Here is an 18,046-nt window from a genome sequence, read left to right as displayed (position 1 = left end):
TACGACTACGACGTGATCGTGGTCGGTTCCGGTTTCGGCGGTTCGGTGTCCGCGCTGCGGCTGACGGAGAAGGGCTACCGGGTCGGGGTGCTGGAGGCGGGGCGGCGCTTCACCCGCGAGACGCTGCCGAGGAACTCCTGGGACCTGCGGAACTACCTGTGGGCCCCGGCGCTGGGCCTGTACGGCATCCAGCGCATCCATCTGATGGACAAGGTGATGATCCTGGCCGGCGCCGGGGTGGGCGGCGGTTCGCTGAACTACGCCAACACCCTCTACGTGCCGCCGCCGGCCTTCTTCGCCGACCGCCAGTGGGGGCACATCACCGACTGGCAGGAGGAGCTGAAGCCGTACTACGACCAGGCCAGGCGGATGCTGGGCGTACGGCTGAACCCCACGGTGACGCCCTCGGACGTCCATCTGAAGGCGGCGGCCGGGAAGATGGGCGTGGGCGACACCTTCCACCTGGCGCCGGTGGGCGTCTTCTTCGGCGACGGCGAGGACGCCTCGGGCGAGGTGAGGGCCGCCCCGGGCGCGGAGGTGCCCGACCCCTACTTCGGCGGCGCGGGCCCGGCCCGCCGGGCGTGCACCGAGTGCGGCGAGTGCATGACCGGCTGCCGGCACGGGGCCAAGAACACCCTCACCGAGAACTACCTCTACCTCGCCGAGAAGGCCGGCGCGGTCATCCACCCGATGACCACCGTCACCGAGGTGACCGAGGACGGCGCCGGGGGCTTCCGGGTGACCACGGCGCGCACCGGGAAGCGCCGCGGGAGGCGCACGGTGCTGCGCGCGCGGAAGGTGGTGATCGCCGCCGGCACCTACGGCACCCAGACGCTGCTGCACCGGATGCGCGACGCCGGTCTGCTGCCGCACATCTCCCCGAAGCTGGGCGAGCTGACCCGCACCAACTCCGAGGCCCTGGTCGGCGCGATGACCTCCCCGCGCCGCTACCGGAAGAAGCACGGGCCACACGCGGAGCCGGACTTCACCAAGGGGGTGGCCATCACCTCCTCCGTCCACCCCGATGACAACACCCACATCGAGCCGGTGCGCTACGGCAAGGGCTCCAACGCCATGGGCGCCCTCTCCGTCCTCCAGGTGCCCTACGGCCGCGCGCCGAGGCCGCTGGCCTTCCTGGCGCACTGCCTGCGCCACCCCGTGCAGGCCGCGCGGACGCTGTCCAACTACCGGTGGTCGGAGCGGACGATCATCGGCCTGGTGATGCAGTCCCTGGACAACTCCCTGACCACCTACCGCAAGCCCAAGGGGCCGGGCAAGGGCCTGCTGACGGCGAAGCAGGGCCACGGGGCGCCCAACCCCGACCACATCCCCGAGGGCGCCGAGGCCGCGCGGCTCGTAGCCGAGGAGATCGGCGGCTTTCCGGGGACGAACGTCGGCGAGCTGATGGGCACCCCGCTGACCGCGCACTTCCTGGGCGGCTGCCCGATCGGCGCCTCGCCCGAGGAGGGCGTCATCGACCCCTACCACCGGCTCTACGGCCACCCGGGCATCTCGGTGGTGGACGGCGCGGCCGTCTCCGCCAACCTCGGCGTCAACCCGTCGCTGACCATCACCGCCCAGGCCGAGCGGGCGATGTCCCTGTGGCCCAACAAGGGCGAGGCCGACCCCCGCCCCGAGCAGGGCGCCGACTACGTACGTGTGCCCGTGGTGCCGCCCAGGGCCCCGGCGGTGCCCGAGGAGGCGTTCGCGGCGCTGCGGCTGCCGGTGGTGCTGCCGGTCCCGGCCGTTCCGCCGAAGCGGACGGCGCCGGAGACGGAGATGGAGACGGTGGACGCGGAGGCGGTGGAGGCGGCGGAATCCGCCGGGTCCGCCGGGGCCGCCGGGTCCGCCGAGGCCTGAGCGGACACGTGAGAGGGGGGAGCGGCCCGGCCGCTCCCCCTCCCGGCGCGTATGGCGCGTCCGCACGTTCACGCCGTCGCGGCGTTCAACCGCGGAGCGGTCGGTCCCCGGCGTCCCGGGGACCGACCGCTTGGGTCGTGGCCGGACCGCTGTCCCCTGCCGTCCGGCCACTGCACCGGAACGAGGTCCCACGACGCCCGGTCCTCACCTCCCGAGGGAGGACGGCGTCTCATCGCTCCGATGCGCTCCCCACGCCTCCGGGCGCCCGGCCGGCTCTGGGGTCGCCAGGTCCAACGACCGTGCCCCGCCGCGGTAATGCGCCGTACGGGTGGTCGTTCCCCGGTGAGGCGCAAAGCGGTCGCGGGGACGTCCGGCGGGGCACGGGCCCGGCGGGCTCAGACACGTCCGCGGCACAGCTCCAGCAGGGTCATGGCCAGGGAGGTGCCCGGCCTGCCCAGCCGCTCGCGGTAGCGGGTGAGGATCTCCATCTCGCGCGAGAGGTTCACCCGGCGCCCGCCCGCGCCGATCCGGGCCCGCTGGATGCGGGCGGAGACCTCCATGCGCTCCCGAACCAGATCGATGATCCGGCGGTCCAGCTCGTCGATCCGCTCGCGGTCCCGCGCGATCGGCTCGTCGGCTCCGGGTGCGGCTGCGGATGCGGTACCGGCTTCGGTCGGGGCAGGGGTGGTGGTGGCCATGGCCGTACGTCCCTCCTGGGGTCGTAGCGCCCGGTGCCGTTCGCGTCCCGGGGACACGGCAGGCGCCCCGGGCCTTGACCGGCCCGGGGCGCCTGGGGAAGTCGCTCGTCAGTCGTTCACGCAGCGTGCGGGATCCCGTGGCAGCCGGCCGGGCCGGTGCCATAGGTAAACCAGAAGGTCCGCGCGAACATGCGGTCCAGTATGCACCCGGAGGCGGAGCGGGGCGTGCGGGGGTCCGGACGGTGAGACGGCCGACCGGGTGCACACCCCCGGTAGACTGGGCTTTCCCAGCCCAGATCCACGCCGAAAGGCAGCCAGCCCCGTGGCATCAGAGCCCACCGCGCCCGACGCTCCGGACACCGTCCTCGTCGTCGACTTCGGCGCGCAGTACGCCCAGCTCATCGCCCGCCGCGTCCGCGAGGCCCGGGTCTACAGCGAGGTCGTCCCCTCCACCATGCCGGTGGCGGAGATGCTCGCCAGGAACCCGAAGGCGATCATCCTCTCCGGCGGTCCCTCGTCCGTGTACGCCGAGGACGCGCCCGGCATCGACCGCGCGCTGTTCGAGGCCGGGGTGCCCGTCTTCGGCATGTGCTACGGCTTCCAGCTGATGGCCCAGACGCTGGGCGGCACTGTCGACAACACCGGCCGCCGCGAGTACGGCGGCACGGCCCTGGCCGTGACCCGTCCCGGCTCCACCCTCTTCGAGGGCACCCCCGCCGAGCAGTCGGTGTGGATGTCGCACGGCGACGCCTGCTCGGCCGCCCCCGAGGGCTTCACCGTCACCGCCTCCACCGACGGCGTCCCCGTGGCGGCCTTCGAGGACGACGAGCGCAGGCTGTACGGCGTGCAGTACCACCCCGAGGTGATGCACTCCACGCACGGCCAGCAGGTGCTGGAGCACTTCCTCTACCGGGGCGCGGGTCTGAAGCCGACCTGGACGGCGGCAAGCGTCGTCGAGGAGCAGGTCGCGGCCATCCGCGCCCAGGTCGGCACCAAGCGCGCCATCTGCGGCCTGTCCGGCGGCGTGGACTCCGCGGTGGCCGCAGCCCTGGTCAACAAGGCCATCGGCGAGCGTCTGACCTGCGTGTACGTGGACCACGGGCTGATGCGCAAGGGCGAGTCCGAGCAGGTCGAGAAGGACTTCGTGGCCGCCACCGGCGTCCAGCTCAAGGTGGTGGACGCCGAGAAGCGCTTCCTGGACGCACTGGTCGGCGTCTCCGACCCGGAGGAGAAGCGCAAGATCATCGGCCGGGAGTTCATCCGCGTCTTCGAGCAGGCCGCGAGCGAGATCGTCGCCGAGGCCGGCTCCGGCGAGGAGGCCGTGGAGTTCCTGGTGCAGGGCACCCTCTACCCGGACGTGGTGGAGTCCGGCGGCGGCACCGGCACCGCCAACATCAAATCCCACCACAACGTCGGCGGACTGCCCGAGGACCTCCAGTTCCAGCTCGTGGAGCCGCTGCGCAAGCTGTTCAAGGACGAGGTCCGGATGGTCGGGCAGGAGCTGGGGCTGCCCGAGGAGATCGTCCACCGCCAGCCGTTCCCCGGCCCCGGCCTGGGCATCCGCATCGTCGGCGAGGTGACGAAGGAGCGTCTGGACCTGCTGCGCGAGGCCGACGCCATCGCCCGCGAGGAGCTGACGGCGGCCGGGCTGGACCGCGACATCTGGCAGTGCCCGGTGGTGCTGCTCGCCGATGTCCGCTCCGTCGGCGTCCAGGGCGACGGCCGTACCTACGGACACCCGATCGTGCTGCGCCCGGTCTCCTCGGAGGACGCGATGACGGCCGACTGGACGCGCCTGCCGTACGAGACGCTGGCCCGTATCTCGACCCGCATCACCAACGAGGTCGCCGAGGTCAACCGCGTGGTGCTGGACGTCACCAGCAAGCCGCCGGGGACCATCGAGTGGGAGTGACGCCCCCCGCGCCCTCCTGAACGTCAACGCCCGCGCCGCCGCTCACTCCTTTGAGCGGCGGCGCGGGCGTTCGCGGGTCGTTACGCTGGGCTGAGGCCGAGAATCCCGCGCATGGGAGGAACCATGACCGCCGAGCCGCTGCCCACCTCTTCGTGGCCCGTGCCGCCGCCGGACGGCTACACCGCGGACGATCTCGACCGCATCCCGGACCTCCCGCCCCACACGGAGTTGATCGACGGGAGCCTGGTCTTCGTGAGCCCGCGGAAGTACTTCCACTCGCTGGCGATGTTCCTGCTGGAGAGGGGGCTCCACGAGACCGTTCCCGGCGAGCTGCGGGTGTGCCGGGAGATGGCCGTCGTGCTGGACAGGCGCAACCGCGTCGAACCGGACCTCTCGGTGCTGAGGGCGGAAGGCGTCACCGAGGAGGCCGAGGAGACCGGCTTCCGGGCCGAGGACGTCGTGCTCGCCGCCGAGGTCGTCTCGCCGGACTCGGAGGAGCGGGACCGCAAGCGCAAGCCGCAGCTCTACGCGGAGGCGGGCATCCCGCACTTCTGGCGGATCGAGAAGGGGACGGGACGCCGCCCGGTCGTCTACGTCTTCGAACTGGAGCCCGCGACGCGCGGCTACGTGCCCACCGGCATCCACCACGACCGGCTGAAGCTCACCGTCCCCTTCGACATCGACATCGATCTCACCGCGATCGACCGGCTGTAGAACTCCGGCCTTCCTGTGGGGGCCGCCCGAACCCCGTCAACTCCGGTGCTACTACTCACCCCTTCGAGCGGCGGCGCGGGGGTTTGCGGCAAGTCGTACCGGAGGGGTGATCACCATGGCGGCATGGACGATGTGGCGACCGCAAACGGAGTCGACGACGAGCCGTTCCCCGAGTGGCTGCGGCCCCCGCACCGGGGCTTCACCGTCGACGACCTCTTCCGCCTGACCGACCTCCCGTCCCACACCCAGCTCGTCGACGGCGCGCTGGTCTTCCGCGCCCGGCAGAGCGCGTACCACTCGCTGGCCAATTCCCTGCTGGTGGAAGGCCTGCGCCGCACCTGCCCGGCACATCTGCGGGTGCGGCGGGAGATGATCGTGGTGCTCGGCCCCGGGCAGGCGCCCGAGCCGGACGTGTCCGTGCTCCGCGCCGAGGCCGTGCGCGGGCTGGAGGCCAACCGCTACGACGCCCGGGACGTCGTGCTGGCCGTGGAGACCGTCGCCCCCGACTCGGCGATCCGCGACCGCGAACGCAAACCCCAGCTCTACGCGCGGGCGGGCATCCCGCACTTCTGGCTGGTGGAGGAGGGCACGGGACGCCGCCCGGTGGTCCACGTCCACCGGCTCGACCCGGGTGCGGGGGCGTACGCCCTCACCGGCGTCCACGAGGGGCGGCTGACGCTCTCCGAGCCCTTCGGCATCGACATCGACCTCACCGCGATCGACCGGATGTGATCCGGGCACGGCCCGCCCGCGAGCCGCTCCGGGGGCGTTGTCAGTGGCCGCGGTTAGCTTCTCCCCTGACACGGAATCAGCCCGAGCGGATCCGAGGGGAAGCAGTCATGCGCAGGTTCAAGCTCCAGGTCCAGGTCAGCGTCGACGGCTACATGGCCGGGCCGAACGGTGAGATGGACTGGATGACGTTCCCCTGGACCGACGACATCGGCGCCCACATCGACGCGATCACCAAGCCGGTCGACCACATCGTGCTGGGCCGCCGCCTCGCCGAGGGGTTCATCCCGACCTGGGCGGCCGGGCCCGAGGGCGAGACCGAGGAGTCCATTGCCTGGATGAACGACACGCCCAAGACCGTGATCTCCGACTCCCTGACCGAGTCGCCCTGGGAGAACGCCGAGGTCGCCGGCGGTGATCTCACCGAGGCCGTCAACCGGCTGAAGGAGCGGCCGGGCGGGGACATCATCACCTACGGGGGCGCCACCCTCGTGCGGAACCTGATCGCCCGGGGCCTGCTCGACGAACTCCACCTGTTCGTCAACCCCGTCGCGCTCGGCGCCGGGATGCCCGTCTTCCCCGACACCGGCGCCCACCACCGGCTCAGCCTCGTCGCCGCCCGGCCGTTCGACTGCGGGATCACCGCGCTGCACTACGAGCCGAAGCGCTCCTGACCGGCGCGGGAACCCACCACGCGCCGCGCGGGACGGGGGTCCGCGCGGCGCACACGCTCAGCCCTTCCGGCGGCGGCTTCGGGGAGCAGGAGGACCGTCCGGTGCGGTGCCGTCCGGTGCGGTGCCATCAGCCCGGCACCGCCGCTCGTGCCCCTACCTCGCGTCGCCGGTGCTGTCACACCGCCCTGTGCAGGGGGCGACGGAGTTACGCGGCTCGCTCGTCCCCGCCGCGCAGTGTGGAGAGGAACGCGGACCAGGCTGTGGGGGACAGGCGTATGCAGGGGCCGCCGGGCTCCTTGGAGTCGCGTACAGCCATGCCGACCTCGGTGTGGAGGGTCTCCACACACTCGCCGTTCGCGCCGCTGTAGCTGCTCTTGAACCATCCGGAGTGCTGAGCCGCCATCTGCTTGTTCTTCCTTAGGTCCGTGGTAGTTGGTTTGCGATCTCGGTGATCAACTTCTCGGAGTCCAGCGGGCTGAGAGCACTGGCACGGAGGTGATCGAACGCGTGCCCAAGACGCTCGGTGTCCTCCTTGGTCTCCAGGTACGCGTGACTCGCGAAGTTCTCCAGCAGCACTACTTCCAGGCTTGCCGGGGGAGGGAAGGCGTAGATCAGGAAGGGATACGGCCCACCGTGACAAGCCCCTGCAGTGAAGGGTAGTACTTGCACGGTTACGTTCGGAAGCTGCGCGGTTTTGACCACGTGGAGCAGTTGCTCGCGCAGTACGGCCGGACCACCGATCTGCTGACGCAGAGCCGCCTCACCGAGGATCATCCAGACATTGAGTGGAGCGGGCTCAGTACGAGTGAGAGCCCTCTGCCTCTCCAGCCGTACCTGAAGCTTGGTCTGCTGCTCCTCGTCGAGAGGTCCCGGCGAACCTTCCTTGATCACTGCTGTGGCATACGCCTCGGTCTGGAACAGGCCCGGGATGATGCCGGGTTGGAACCCACGGCACTCGGCGACCTCGTCCTCCAGCCCCACCAGATCCTGGAACTCCTGCGGCAGCTTGTCCTCCAGGACGCGCCACCACCGCCGTCGACGGCTCTCGCGTGCCAGAGCCAGCCATCCCTCGCGCGTCGCCGGTTCCTGGACGCCGTACAGGTCGAGCAGTACGCGCAGGTCCAGTTGACGGATGCCGCTGCGACCCGACTCGATGCGGCTGACCTTCGCCGCGTGACAACTCAGCTCGCGGGCCGCATCTTCCAGATGCAGGCCCTTCTCCTCACGTAGCCGCCGCAGGTTCGTCCCCAGGACCCGGCGACGCACGGTCGGCCGCAGCTCACCAGACATAGCGGTCTCCTTCTTGTGTGGTCAGCAGCATGCTGCCACGACTACTTCACGTTGAGGAAACGAACGGTCCATCAAACTAGTTGTATCACTTGCAACTTGCAGTCCATGCGGTCATGCTGCTGATGGTTGCGGATGGACAACTCACCGTGACCGAGCTGCGTGGTGCACAGGCCGCGCAGGTGCCTCGCTGTGCTCTGAAGGGGGCCTTCATGGCTACGCCGCATTCCCCTGTTTCCGCTGCCGTCCTCCGTGAGGACAGGCTCGACTACACCCCGTTCCCCAGCAGCGTGAGCCTTGCCCGGCGCCGGACGGCACGGCTGGTGGACGAGTGGGGGCACCCCGGCGTGGCCGGGGACGCATCGCTGATCGTCAGCGAACTGGCCGGCAACGCACTGCTGCACGGCCGCGTGCTGGGGCGGCTGTTCCGGGTCCACTTGATGCTGACGGCGTCGGCGCTACGTATCGAGGTCAGCGATGCACGCGGGGAGCAGTGCCCCGAGCCCAGGAGTCCGGCCGACGACGAGCAGTTCGGCCGGGGCCTGCTGATCGTGGACGCCCTTGCCGCGCGCTGGGGCGTCACCCCGCGCACGGTCGGCAAGACCGTCTGGGCCGAGATCGGCCTGGGGCGGACGCGGAGTGATTGACGGCGGGGCGCGAACCGGCGCACTTCCGCCGGGGCGTCAGCGGGGTACGGCAAGGAGTGGAACGCCGAACCCCTTGTACTCCTCCGGCTCCGTGGTCGCGATCTCCCAGCCCGTGGTGATGCCGGTGGCGACCGCGTGGAGCGCGGGCCATCCCTGTTCGGGGAAGAGCGTTGAGGCGATACGGCCCATCACATCGGCGGAGAGTCTGTCGACATTCGAGACCTCCACCGCGGGGAGCTGCGCGAAGTGTGCGGAGATCCCCGGACGCTGCCGTGTGGCCTCCGCCAGGCAGAGTGCGGGCACGCTGACGCTGTAGAGCGGGTCCTCGTGCGCTGCCACGATGAACCCCGAAAGCCGGCGGTTGCCGCCTCCGGCGGCGAGCAGCGCATGGTGGTCGAAGACGATGCCCTCGTTCACGCCGCGGATGCCCCGGAGCCGCGCCGGGCGGCCGTCCTGGCCTTGCTGGCCGCCAGCATGCCGCGGGCCTCGACGAGTTCCTCCTCGGCGAACTCCTGTCCGCCGAGGAAGTTCTCCTCGATGTAGGCACGGGCGCGTTCCGCCTGCAGCCGGCGCTCCAGCCGATGGCGCAGGGTTTCGTTGACCACGGAGGAGATGGAGGAGGCCTCGCCCTGGTGGATGAGGCGTTGAAGCCCTTCGAGGACGTCTGAGTCGAGAGTGACGGAGATCGGCTTCTTGGGCTTCTTCTCAGGCATGATGCGATTTTATCGCATGCCCATGCCGGTCAATCGTTTAAACGGGAGGGCCTCTCACACCAGGCGGCGGGCGGTGGCCCAGCGGGTGAGTTCGTGGCGGTTGGAGAGCTGGAGCTTGCGCAGCACCGCCGAGACGTGGCTCTCGACGGTCTTGACCGAGATGAACAGCTGCTTGGCGATCTCCTTGTAGGCGTAGCCGCGCGCGATCAGGCGCAGCACCTCGCGCTCGCGCTGGGTGAGGCGGTCCAGGTCCTCGTCCACCGGCGGGGCGTCGGTGGAGGCGAAGGCGTCCAGGACGAAGCCCGCCAGGCGCGGGGAGAACACCGCGTCGCCCTCGGCGACCCGGAAGACGGCCCGGACCAGGTCCGCGCCGGTGATCGTCTTGGTGACGTAGCCGCGCGCGCCGCCGCGGATGACGCCGATGACGTCCTCGGCCGCGTCGGAGACCGACAGGGCCAGGAAGCGCACCGGGTGCTCGGGGTCGGCCATCAGCGTGGCGCTGCGGCGCAGCACCTCCACCCCGCCGCCGCCGGGCAGATGGACGTCGAGCAGGACGACGTCGGGGCGGGTCGCGGTGATGACGGTGACCGCCTGGTCCACGTCGGCGGCCTCGCCGACGACCTCGACCCCGGTCTCGGCGGTGTTGCCGATCTCCGCCTGGACGCCCGTGCGGAACATCCGGTGGTCGTCCACCAGGACCACCCGGGCCCGGCGCTGTTCCCGGCGCTGCTCCTCGTTCATGCTTCCGCCCTCTCCATCTCCAGCTCCACCACCGTGCCGCCCTCGGGGGCGGAACGCAGTACCGCCGTACCGCCGTTGCGCCGCATCCGGCCGATGATCGACTCCCGCACGCCCATCCGGTCCGGCGGCACCGAGTCCAGGTCGAACCCGGGGCCGTGGTCGCGCACGGAGACGAAGACCGTACGCCCCTCGACCTCCGCGAAGACCTGCACCGGGCCGCCCTCGCCACCGTACTTGGCGGCGTTGACCATCGCCTCCCTGGCGGCCTGGAGCTGTGCGGCCAGCCCCTGGTTCAGCGGGCAGTCGCCGACGCAGACCACCTCCACCGGCACCCCGTGGTGGTCCTCCACCGCGGCGGCCGCCGCCCGCACCGCGTCGGCCAGGGTGTCCGGCTCCTCCTCCTCGTCCCGGCCCGTGCCGCTCGGCCTGTAGAGCCAGGCCCGCAGCTCGCGTTCCTGGGCGCGGGCGAGACGGGCCACCTCGCGGGGGTTGTCCGCGTTGCGCTGGATCAGGGTGAGGGTGTGCAGGACGGAGTCGTGGACGTGGGCGGCCACCTCGGCCCGCTCCTGCGCCCGGATGCGCATCAGCCGCTCCTCGGACAGGTCCTGCGTGAGGCGGACCAGGTACGGGCCGGCCAGCAGCGCCGTGCCGACCAGCAGCGCCAGCGACGCCTGGAGCACCGTGCCCAGATGCGGTCCCAGACCCCGGGTGACGGCGAAGCCGGTGATGCCCACACCGACCAGGAGGGCGCCCGCGGCGCTGCGGGCGATGGGCAGCAGCCGCCTGCGGCGGCTGACCTCCGCCCAGTGGGCCCGCCGGGAGTTGTCCGCCTGCCGCCAGACGACGGCCACGCCGATCCCGGCCAGCAGCAGCGGCCATAGGTAGGCGTTCGCCTCGCCGAACTGGAGGTTGGAGCCCAGCGAGGCCAGCGCCACGACCAGCACCAGGACCGCCAGGAGCTGGCCCTTGTCGGGCCTGCGGACCTGCCGCGGCCCGTCCGCCTTCCTCGGCGCGGCCCCGACGCCGCCCGCGCCCAGCGGCACGAAGAACCAGAAGGCGGCGTACAGCAGGGCGCCCAGCCCGTTGGTCATGAACAGCACGAGGAAGACGATCCGCACCCAGGAGACCGGCACGCCCAGATGCCCGGCCAGCCCGCGTGCGACACCGCCGAGCAGCCGCCCCTCGGAGCTGCGGTAGAGCCTGCGCAGGGGTGGGGAGTCGGCGGCGGGCGGCGGAGCGGTGGTGGTCACGCCACGATCGTCACACGGACGGGTGGCGCGGGACATCAGGGTCGGTCCCTGATCCGGCCCGGAGAACTCAGGGTCGCCTCCGGGACGCCCCCTGATGTCCGGGGGCGGGCGGCACGCCACCATGGTCCCCATGACAGACGCCCAGCCGCCCTCCGGCGAGCCCCGGCCGGACGCGCCGGAAGCCCCGGAAACCCCTCAGGCCCCGGACGCCGGGGCGCGGCTCACCCGCAGCCGCCGGCACAAGGTCGTCGCCGGGGTGTGCGGCGGCCTGGGCCGCCACTACGACCTCGATCCGGTGATCTTCCGTGTGACGCTGGCCGTGCTGTCGGTCGTCGGCGGTATCGGCCTGCTCTTCTACGGCTTCGCCTGGCTGCTCGTCCCGCTGGAGGGCGAGGAGGAGAACGAGGGGCGGCGGCTGCTGACGGGCCGGGTGGAGGGGACCACGCTGGGCGCGGTGCTGTGCGCGCTCGTCGGCAGCGGACTGCTGCTGAACTCGCTGGGCAGCGGCGACGGCGGGACGCAGACGTTCTCCGTACTGCTGGCCGGGGCCGTCGCCGGGGCGGCCTACTGGTCCCGGCACCGGCGCCGCACCGCGGCCGCGGAGGAGCAGGGGAGCCCGGCGGACCCGATGACGGCGCACGCCGTCGCCGACGCGCCCCCCGAGGCCCAGGCCCCGCCCGCGCCGGCCGGGCCGTCGTGGTGGCGCGAGCCGCTGACGAAGGACGGGCCGCCGCAGACGCCGGCGGACACCGGGTACCTGTGGGGGCCGGAGGACGAGCCGTCCGCCGGCCCGTACGCGGGGACACCCCCGTACGCGAGTGCGCCCCCGTACGGGAAGGAGGCGCCGGGCGGGAAGGAGGCGCCGGGCGGGGACGGGTCCGGCCCCGGTCGGCCCGGCGCGCCGCGCCGGCGCCGGCCCATCGGCGGTCCGCTCCTCCTGCTGGCCCTGGCCGCGGCGGTGATCGGCGCCGCCGCCGTCTGGCACACGCAGCCGCTGGGCGTCGCGCTGTCCGTGGGCCTCGGCGCGGCGCTGGGCGTCTTCGTCCTGGGCGCGCTGGTCACCGTCTTCTACGGGCGGATCGGCGGGGGGACGTTCTTCGCGATCATGTGCACCGGCCTGCTGCTGGCGGGTTCGATGCTGCTGCCGAGGGACATCACCACCGACTGGGCCGAGAGGTCGTGGAGCCCGGCGAGCGCGGCGGCGGTCGAGGAGCGGTACGAACTGGGCACCGGCTCGGCCCTGCTCGACCTCTCGGGAGTGAGCCCGGGCGAGGGCCGGACGCTGAGCACGGTGCTCGATCTGGGCGCGGGCGAGGCGCGGATCACCGTCCCCCACGACGTCGAGGTGAAGCTGACCGTCGACGTGGGCGTCGGCGGCTACCGGCTCGCCGGGCTGCCCGGGGACGGCGGCTGGGGGACCGCGCAGGGAGGCGGCATCGGGATCGCCGAGCGGCGCACACTGCCCCCGGCCGAGGACGGCGCGCCGGGGGGCACGCTGCGGCTGACCGTCCGCGTCGGGGTGGGCGAGGCCGTGATCGTGCAGCATCTGCCGGACGAGGCGGCCGGGGAGGGGGACGGCCCCGGGAAGCCGGGGGAAGGATCGGGCAGGGAGCCGGCGGGGGCCGCGAGCGGTGAGGCGGTGTGCGCCCGGCCGCCGGGCGGCCGTCAGCCGGACGGGTCGGGGAAGGAGCCCCGGACCGTGTGCTCGCCGTTTGCCGCCGAGGCGGTCGCGGTGTAGCCGTCGCCCGCCGTCTCCCGCGCACCGGCCGCGTGGTCGTACCGGGCCGCGAAGACGTGCCGCCCGGCGGGAACGGTCCGGCCCTCCTTCAGCGTCCAGCGGTAGACCAGCGCGCCGCCGGTCTCGCGCGCGGTGACGGTGAAGTCGCCCTCGGGCAGGGTCCGCCGGCTTCCGGTGTGCCGTACGCCGCCGGTCCGGGCGATCCGCACCTCCAGCACGAGCGAGGTGAGGGGCTCGCGGGTGGTGAGTGTGACGTTGCTCTGCGCCCGGTAGGCGTTGCTGTGGGGGGCGACGGCGCCCTCGGAGCGCAGCGGCCCGCTGCTCGGCGCGTCCGGGGCCCGGCCGGCGGGGGAGGGCCGTGCGGCGTTTGGGCCGGGCGCCGCCGGGAGCGGGCCGGTGGCCACCTCCCGCGCCGGACCGTCCCCGCGCACCGGGGAGGTGAGGACGTGGGCGCCGGCCAGGAGCGCCGCGGTCGAGGCCACGGCGACGAGGGCGACGCGGGGCCACGGCACCCCGCGCGCCCGGACGCGGGAGCGGCCGTCTCCGCCGTCCGGCCCGGCGGAGACGGCCCGGCTCACCCGCGCGTACATGCGCGCCCGGTCCGGCCGGTAGGAGCCGGCCTCTTCCCGCAGCAGCTCGTGCAGGGGGTCCATCGATTCAGCGCTCTCTTCCCACCGGCCTTCCGGCGGTCCGGCCTCCGGGCGGTCCGTCAGTCCAGGACGTCGATGGAGTAGCGGTTGGTCTCCACGCCCGCCGCGGTGATCACCCGCACCTCCACCCGGCCGGGCTCGACGTCCACCGGCACGGGGACGGTCAGCACCGTGTCGGCCGGGTTGGCGAAGCCCCCGGCCACCGGGACCAGGGGGACGTGGACGTGGACGGCGCCGATGCGCACCGTCGTCCGGGCCAGCCGGTCCGGCGCCTCCGCGCCGGGCGGCACGAAGCCCGAGCCCCGGATCTCGATGTCGTCCCCGGTGCGGATCGGCGAGTCCAGGTCGCCCACCTCGCGGGAGCGGACGACGGACAGGATGACGGGCCGGCCGCCCTCGGAGTACTTCCCGGCCAGGTACGTCAGCGCCGAGATCGCCACCAGCAACGCCAACCCCCAGGGCAGATCCGGCAGTTCGCCGGGCCGGCGGGCCAGCCGTACCGCCGCGAGGACCGCCGCCACCGAGCACACCGCCACGTACTGCACATCCGTGAAGGCGCCGCGCCCGCCGTCGTCGGTGAGCAGGTCGGCGGCGCGCGGCCGGTCGGCGCGCACCTTCTGCAGGCGCTGCGCCCGCACCCGCAGCGCGACGGTCCGGTGCACGGTGACGGCGACCGCGCAGCACAGGGCGAGGACGGTCAGCAGCCCGGCGCCGCGCCCCGGATCCAGGCCGGCGAGCAGCCGGGCGGGCGCGTCCGCGCCGGGCGCGACGGCCAGTCCGACGGCGACGACCAGCACGGAGTACGAGGCCAGCAGCACCCAGACGGCGGCGACCGTGCGCGAGGTGGACAGCCGCCCGTCCTCCCCGGTCACCGGCGCCAGCACCCCGCCGCGCTCCCGGTGCAGCCGGGCGGCGGCGGTCAGCACGGCCGCGCAGACCAGCGCGGCGGCCAGTGAGGCGGTGCGCCCGGTCGTCCAGCCCGCGCCGAGCACCGCGGTGACGGCCTGGCCGGCCAGCAGCAGTGCGACCGCGCCCCAGACGGCGGCGGCGGTGCGCCGCCACAGCCCGCCCAGCCGGAAGGCGGCCTCGGCGCGGGTGTGTTCGGCGACGGTGCGGGCCGCCTGGGTCAGCTCGTCTGAGACCCACTGGCGGGAGGCGCCGGGTGAGTGTGCGAGGGCGGCGGGCACTCCGATGCCGGCCGCGAGTTCGTCGCGCCGCCGCCGGAACCCGGCCAGTGCGCGGCGGCGGCCCTCCCGCACCCCGTGCGGGCAGTCCGCGCAGGCGCAGCCGCCGTCCCCGGCCGGCGGAGCGCCGCCCGCCGCACCGGCCGGCCTCGCCGTCCCCTTCGGGGGCACGCTCGCCGTACCGCCGCCCCGCGCCGTGTCCACGGCCACTGTCGACCCACCTCTCCCCGGCTCTCCCCGAGCCGCCGACTCTCCGGCAACGGGAGGGAATTGTGCCCTACGGGGAAGGGGGCCGGGGCGGTGTTCCCGGCTGTCCCCCGGCTGTCCCCGGCTGTTCCGCGGCCCGTCCCGGCCCGTCCCGGCCCGTCCCGGCCTTGTCTCCCCGGGCGCGGAGGCCGGTTCGCGGTGGCGGCGGGGAGGAGGGGACGCCTCCGGGAGCGCCGCGCGTTCACCACCCGGACGAGTGAGCCGCCCCGGCGGGCGGTGTGCCTCCCGAGGGTGAGGCGGTCCGTCCCGGTCCCCCTCGGCCGTGGCGGCGGGAGCCGGTGAGCGCCCTGGCCGAGGGCGGCAGGGGAGTCCCGGATACGCTCGCGTGCCATGGAGGCACTCACACACTTCTTCGTCGGCCTGCACATCGTCGGCATCGGCGCCCTGCTCGGCGGCTTCATGACCCAGATGAAGGCCATGGGGGCCGGCGAGGCCCGCATCGTCCCGGCGATGCTGCACGGAGCCCTCACCATGCTGGTGACGGGCATCGCCCTGGTCGGCCTGAACGAGGCGGACGGCCGGACTGTCGACCACATAAAGATCGGTGTGAAGCTCACCCTGCTGGTGGTGATCCTCGCCCTGGTCTACGTCAAGCGGGACGAGGAGCGGCTGCCCGCGCCGCTGTTCGGCACCATCGGCCTGCTCACCGTCGCCAACGTCTTCATCGCCGTCATGTGGGTGTAGCCGGCCGCACGTACCGCGGCCGCACGTACCGCGGCCGCACGTACCGCGGCCGCACGTACCGCGGCCGCACGTACCGCGGCCGCACGTACCGCGGGCGGAGGACGGAGGGCGGCGGTGCGAGGCACCGCCGCCCTCCGGTCGTCTCGGGCCGCCCGGCTCGGGCCGTTCGCCTCAGGCCGGCCGGACCGCGCTGTGGAAGGGCATGTAGTCGACGGACTCGTAGCGCACCTCGGCGCCCGGCTTCGGCGCGTGGATCATCTGGCCGCCGCCCGCGTAGATGCCCACGTGGCTGATGTCGTCGTAGAAGAAGACCAGATCGCCCGGCCGCATGTCGGCCTTGGCGATCCGGGTGCCCGCCTCCACCTGGTCGTAGGTGGTGCGCGGCAGTGAGACGCCGGCGCTGAGCCAGGCGGCCTGGGTCAGGCCCGAGCAGTCGTAGGAGTTGGGGCCGGTGGCGCCCCAGACGTACGGCTTGCCGAGCTGGGCCTCGGCGAAGGCGAGCACCTTGTCGGCCTTCGCGGCGTACGAGTCGTCCCCGGTGCCGCCGCCGGTACCGGTGTCCGTGCCGCCGGTTCCCGTGTCCGTGCCGCTGTCCGCGGGCGCCTCGGCCTGCTCCTCGCGCTCGGCCTCCGCGGCCTGCCTCTCCCGCTCGGCAGCGGCGGCGGCCGCCTTGCGGCGGGCCTCCTCCCGCCGCTTGCGCTCGGCGGCGGCCAGCCGCGCCTTCTCCTCGGCGGTCAGCTCCGACAGCAGTTCGCGGGCCTGCGCCAGCTTGCCCTGGACGGTCTTCTTGCTGTCCGCCAGATCCTTCTGGGCGTCGGTGAGTTCGGCCAGGCTCGCCGAGGCCTCCGAGCGCTTCTTCCGGGCGGCGCGCTGCTCGTCCCGGTAGTCGTCGACGGCCTGGCGCTGGCGGTCGGTGATCCGGTCCATCAGGTGCTTCTGGCCGAAGAAGTCCTGCGGGTTGTCGGACAGGAGCAGCACCGCGGTGCCGGAGACCCCTCCGGTGCGGTACTGCGCGGTGGCGTAGCCGCCCAGCTTCCGGCGGGCGTCGTTGAGCTTGTCCGCGCGCTCGGCGGCCTCGTCGAGGAGCCGGTCGACCTTCTCGCGCTGCTCGTCCGTCTTCTCCTTGGCCGCGTTGTACTTCTGGGTCGCGCTGCCCGCCTCCCGGTACAGCGCGTCCACCCGCTCGCGGACCTCCTCGATCGAGGGCCGGTCGTCCTCGGGCGAGGCCTGGGCCGGGCCCTGGGACAGGAGGGTCGCGGAGGCGATGGCCGCGGTGGTGAATCCGACCGCTCCGCGCCGGGAGGCGGGGGACAGCAGAGGGGTACGCGGTCTGCGGTGCGACGCCAAGGCGAGCGCTCCTTCCGTGGAACACCGCCTACCGGGTTAGCTGACGGGTTCGGGCGTCGGAAGTTCGCCCTACGGGCCCGCGGGCCCGATTCACCCCGTGGGGGAGTGGGTCCCCGGCCCCGGCCGCACGGCCGGGCTCGGCGGAGGCCGCCCGTGCCGACGCTGTCGCCGGCGAGGGGTCCGGGCCGCCTGACGCTGGACCGTAGAGCACCGGTGGGGCTCCTGTGAAGACTGGTGTTCGGTATATCCCGAAACCGATTCGTTATCGGTCGGTTATCGTCCGTTTCGGGAGACCGGGCCGCGGCGGGGACGGCGACGCTCAGTCGCGGGAGCGGCGCCCGGGCCAGCGGTACGGGTGGCGCACGACGATCGACCCCACCTTGGAGCCGCCGCTGACCCGCAGCACCGGCATGCCGGGCACGGGCGGTTCGGTGGCCCGGTTGCGTACGGAGCCCATCCCGGAGGTGACCCCCTCGGCCCGCACCGTCCAGCCGCGCGGCACGACGACCCTGATCTCGCCCATCCCCGCGTCGAGCTCCAGGTGGACCTCGCGGTGACGGCACTCCGCCCGCGTGAAGTCGATCACGATCCGCCCCAGCGTGGTCCTGGCGGTGATCCGCTCCGGCACCACCCAGTGGCCGTCCTGCCGGATGTCCCCGGCGACCGTCCTGAGCGCCAGCGGCTCCCGAGGGCTCGGGGCCAGGCCCGCGGAGTCCTGGCCGGGCAGGTCCGCGACCAGGGCCTCCAGATCGCCGTAGGTCTTGGCGGCGAACGCCCTCTCCAGCCGCTCGTCCAGCTCCTCCAGGTCGATGCGGCCGTCGCCGGCGGCCTCGCGCAGCCGCTCGGCCACCGCCTCGCGGTCGGTGTGTCCGGCGCGCAGTTCCGAGCCGGGACGGGGACGGGGCGCGGGGACGTCGGTCATGCCCGCCATCTTAGGAGCGCCGCCCCGGC

At 73.3% G+C, this 18,046-nt stretch carries 19 protein-coding genes and 1 riboswitch; of the genes, 8 read left to right on the top strand and 11 right to left on the bottom strand.

Annotated elements, in window-relative coordinates; genetic code table 11:
- A partial coding sequence (locus CUT83_RS07960) for an FAD-dependent oxidoreductase (protein WP_101255181.1) occupies window positions 1–1,860 on the top strand: 1,860 nt, incomplete at its 5' end.
- Between the two features lie 395 nt (window positions 1,861–2,255).
- Here CUT83_RS07960 and CUT83_RS07955 read toward each other — a convergent pair.
- Window positions 2,256–2,558: a chorismate mutase gene (locus CUT83_RS07955; RefSeq protein ID WP_101255180.1), complete on the bottom strand. Its 303-nt coding sequence runs from the start codon at window positions 2,556–2,558 to the stop codon at window positions 2,256–2,258.
- Window positions 2,559–2,880: 322 nt separating this feature from the next.
- Between CUT83_RS07955 and guaA the strand changes: the two genes are divergently transcribed.
- The 4 genes from guaA (at window position 2,881) to CUT83_RS07935 (ending at window position 6,587) form a co-directional block, all read left to right on the top strand.
- On the top strand, window positions 2,881–4,470 hold the full coding sequence (gene guaA, locus CUT83_RS07950; RefSeq protein WP_101255179.1) for a glutamine-hydrolyzing GMP synthase: 1,590 nt from the start codon (window positions 2,881–2,883) through the stop codon (window positions 4,468–4,470).
- 123 nt (window positions 4,471–4,593) lie between these two features.
- Window positions 4,594–5,184: a Uma2 family endonuclease gene (locus CUT83_RS07945; RefSeq protein WP_101255178.1), complete on the top strand. Its 591-nt coding sequence runs from the start codon at window positions 4,594–4,596 to the stop codon at window positions 5,182–5,184.
- A gap of 123 nt (window positions 5,185–5,307) precedes the next feature.
- Complete coding sequence (locus CUT83_RS07940) at window positions 5,308–5,916, top strand: Uma2 family endonuclease (RefSeq protein ID WP_101255177.1); 609 nt, start codon at window positions 5,308–5,310, stop codon at window positions 5,914–5,916.
- Window positions 5,917–6,023: 107 nt separating this feature from the next.
- Window positions 6,024–6,587, top strand: coding sequence for a dihydrofolate reductase family protein (locus tag CUT83_RS07935; RefSeq protein ID WP_101255176.1), 564 nt, complete (start codon window positions 6,024–6,026; stop codon window positions 6,585–6,587).
- Between the two features lie 205 nt (window positions 6,588–6,792).
- On the opposite strand, the gene CUT83_RS07930 is transcribed toward CUT83_RS07935, so the two are convergent.
- Together CUT83_RS07930 and CUT83_RS07925 are read right to left on the bottom strand one after the other, a co-directional pair.
- The gene (locus CUT83_RS07930) at window positions 6,793–6,990 is read right to left on the bottom strand and encodes a DUF397 domain-containing protein (RefSeq protein ID WP_101255175.1); all 198 of its coding nucleotides are present in this window, start codon (window positions 6,988–6,990) and stop codon (window positions 6,793–6,795) included.
- 14 nt (window positions 6,991–7,004) lie between these two features.
- Window positions 7,005–7,877, bottom strand: a complete 873-nt coding sequence (locus CUT83_RS07925; RefSeq protein ID WP_101255174.1) for a helix-turn-helix domain-containing protein — start codon at window positions 7,875–7,877, stop codon at window positions 7,005–7,007.
- 209 nt (window positions 7,878–8,086) lie between these two features.
- On the opposite strand from CUT83_RS07925, the gene CUT83_RS07920 reads away from it, so the two are divergent.
- Window positions 8,087–8,521 carry an ATP-binding protein gene (locus CUT83_RS07920; protein WP_101255189.1) on the top strand — a complete coding sequence of 145 codons (435 nt, stop codon included), beginning with the start codon at window positions 8,087–8,089 and terminating at the stop codon, window positions 8,519–8,521.
- A 36-nt stretch (window positions 8,522–8,557) separates the two neighbouring features.
- Here the strand turns inward: CUT83_RS07920 and CUT83_RS07915 are convergent, their stop codons facing one another.
- Genes CUT83_RS07915 through CUT83_RS07900 form a run of 4 tightly spaced genes read right to left on the bottom strand, consistent with a single transcriptional unit; the run spans window position 8,558 to window position 11,261 of the window.
- Window positions 8,558–8,938 (bottom strand): PIN domain-containing protein, encoded by a 381-nt coding sequence (locus CUT83_RS07915; protein ID WP_101255173.1) that lies wholly within the window; start codon window positions 8,936–8,938, stop codon window positions 8,558–8,560.
- Complete coding sequence (locus tag CUT83_RS07910) at window positions 8,935–9,234, bottom strand: type II toxin-antitoxin system CcdA family antitoxin (protein WP_101255172.1); 300 nt, start codon at window positions 9,232–9,234, stop codon at window positions 8,935–8,937. Before CUT83_RS07910 ends, CUT83_RS07915 begins: the two co-directional genes overlap by 4 nt.
- A 54-nt stretch (window positions 9,235–9,288) precedes the next feature.
- Complete coding sequence (locus CUT83_RS07905) at window positions 9,289–9,975, bottom strand: LuxR C-terminal-related transcriptional regulator (protein WP_240957985.1); 687 nt, start codon at window positions 9,973–9,975, stop codon at window positions 9,289–9,291.
- Window positions 9,972–11,261, bottom strand: a complete 1,290-nt coding sequence (locus tag CUT83_RS07900; RefSeq protein WP_101255171.1) for an ATP-binding protein — start codon at window positions 11,259–11,261, stop codon at window positions 9,972–9,974. The genes CUT83_RS07905 and CUT83_RS07900 overlap by 4 nt, the downstream gene beginning before the upstream one ends.
- Window positions 11,262–11,355: 94 nt before the next feature.
- Between CUT83_RS07900 and CUT83_RS07895 the strand changes: the two genes are divergently transcribed.
- Window positions 11,356–12,963 (top strand): PspC domain-containing protein, encoded by a 1,608-nt coding sequence (locus tag CUT83_RS07895; RefSeq protein WP_101255188.1) that lies wholly within the window; start codon window positions 11,356–11,358, stop codon window positions 12,961–12,963.
- On the opposite strand, the gene CUT83_RS07890 is transcribed toward CUT83_RS07895, so the two are convergent.
- Both CUT83_RS07890 and CUT83_RS07885 read right to left on the bottom strand, forming a co-directional pair.
- Window positions 12,891–13,616, bottom strand: a complete 726-nt coding sequence (locus CUT83_RS07890) for a hypothetical protein (protein WP_101255170.1) — start codon at window positions 13,614–13,616, stop codon at window positions 12,891–12,893. The genes CUT83_RS07895 and CUT83_RS07890 overlap by 73 nt on opposite strands.
- A 56-nt stretch (window positions 13,617–13,672) precedes the next feature.
- A complete protein-coding gene (locus CUT83_RS07885; RefSeq protein ID WP_420882428.1) occupies window positions 13,673–15,007 on the bottom strand; it encodes a hypothetical protein in 1,335 nt (444 codons plus the stop codon).
- A 387-nt stretch (window positions 15,008–15,394) separates the two neighbouring features.
- Here CUT83_RS07885 and CUT83_RS07880 point away from each other — a divergent pair, with 387 nt between their 5' ends.
- On the top strand, window positions 15,395–15,748 hold the full coding sequence (locus CUT83_RS07880) for a hypothetical protein (RefSeq protein ID WP_101255169.1): 354 nt from the start codon (window positions 15,395–15,397) through the stop codon (window positions 15,746–15,748).
- A 171-nt stretch (window positions 15,749–15,919) separates the two neighbouring features.
- Here CUT83_RS07880 and CUT83_RS07875 read toward each other — a convergent pair whose 3' ends face one another.
- Together CUT83_RS07875 and CUT83_RS07870 are read right to left on the bottom strand one after the other, a co-directional pair.
- Window positions 15,920–17,095, bottom strand: coding sequence for a C40 family peptidase (locus CUT83_RS07875; protein WP_101255168.1), 1,176 nt, complete (start codon window positions 17,093–17,095; stop codon window positions 15,920–15,922).
- A gap of 10 nt (window positions 17,096–17,105) precedes the next feature.
- Window positions 17,106–17,248, bottom strand: a riboswitch (cyclic di-AMP (ydaO/yuaA leader).
- A 166-nt stretch (window positions 17,249–17,414) separates the two neighbouring features.
- Window positions 17,415–18,017, bottom strand: coding sequence for a DUF1707 SHOCT-like domain-containing protein (locus CUT83_RS07870; RefSeq protein ID WP_240957986.1), 603 nt, complete (start codon window positions 18,015–18,017; stop codon window positions 17,415–17,417).
- Between the last annotated feature and the right edge of the window lie 29 nt (window positions 18,018–18,046).

It is taken from the genome of Streptomyces barkulensis, assembly GCF_002843305.1.
In the GTDB taxonomy this organism is placed as follows: Bacteria; Actinomycetota; Actinomycetes; order Streptomycetales; family Streptomycetaceae; genus Streptomyces; species Streptomyces barkulensis.
Note: the sequence above shows the minus strand (reverse complement) of the source record. Positions and strands in the feature narration are given on the sequence as shown.

Bases quoted from the DNA above. Each gene is read 5' to 3' on its own strand.
- CUT83_RS07955 (WP_101255180.1), bottom strand. From the start codon at position 2,558: ATGGCCACCACCACCCCTGCCCCGACCGAAGCCGGTACCGCATCCGCA.
- CUT83_RS07945 (WP_101255178.1), top strand. From the start codon at position 4,594: ATGACCGCCGAGCCGCTGCCCACCTCTTCGTGGCCCGTGCCGCCGCCG.
- CUT83_RS07940 (WP_101255177.1), top strand. From the start codon at position 5,308: ATGGACGATGTGGCGACCGCAAACGGAGTCGACGACGAGCCGTTCCCC.
- CUT83_RS07935 (WP_101255176.1), top strand. From the start codon at position 6,024: ATGCGCAGGTTCAAGCTCCAGGTCCAGGTCAGCGTCGACGGCTACATG.
- CUT83_RS07930 (WP_101255175.1), bottom strand. From the start codon at position 6,990: ATGGCGGCTCAGCACTCCGGATGGTTCAAGAGCAGCTACAGCGGCGCG.
- CUT83_RS07925 (WP_101255174.1), bottom strand. From the start codon at position 7,877: ATGTCTGGTGAGCTGCGGCCGACCGTGCGTCGCCGGGTCCTGGGGACG.
- CUT83_RS07920 (WP_101255189.1), top strand. From the start codon at position 8,087: ATGGCTACGCCGCATTCCCCTGTTTCCGCTGCCGTCCTCCGTGAGGAC.
- CUT83_RS07910 (WP_101255172.1), bottom strand. From the start codon at position 9,234: ATGCCTGAGAAGAAGCCCAAGAAGCCGATCTCCGTCACTCTCGACTCA.
- CUT83_RS07905 (WP_240957985.1), bottom strand. From the start codon at position 9,975: ATGAACGAGGAGCAGCGCCGGGAACAGCGCCGGGCCCGGGTGGTCCTG.
- CUT83_RS07900 (WP_101255171.1), bottom strand. From the start codon at position 11,261: ATGTCCCGCGCCACCCGTCCGTGTGACGATCGTGGCGTGACCACCACC.
- CUT83_RS07895 (WP_101255188.1), top strand. From the start codon at position 11,356: ATGACAGACGCCCAGCCGCCCTCCGGCGAGCCCCGGCCGGACGCGCCG.
- CUT83_RS07890 (WP_101255170.1), bottom strand. From the start codon at position 13,616: ATGGACCCCCTGCACGAGCTGCTGCGGGAAGAGGCCGGCTCCTACCGG.
- CUT83_RS07880 (WP_101255169.1), top strand. From the start codon at position 15,395: ATGGAGGCACTCACACACTTCTTCGTCGGCCTGCACATCGTCGGCATC.
- CUT83_RS07870 (WP_240957986.1), bottom strand. From the start codon at position 18,017: ATGACCGACGTCCCCGCGCCCCGTCCCCGTCCCGGCTCGGAACTGCGC.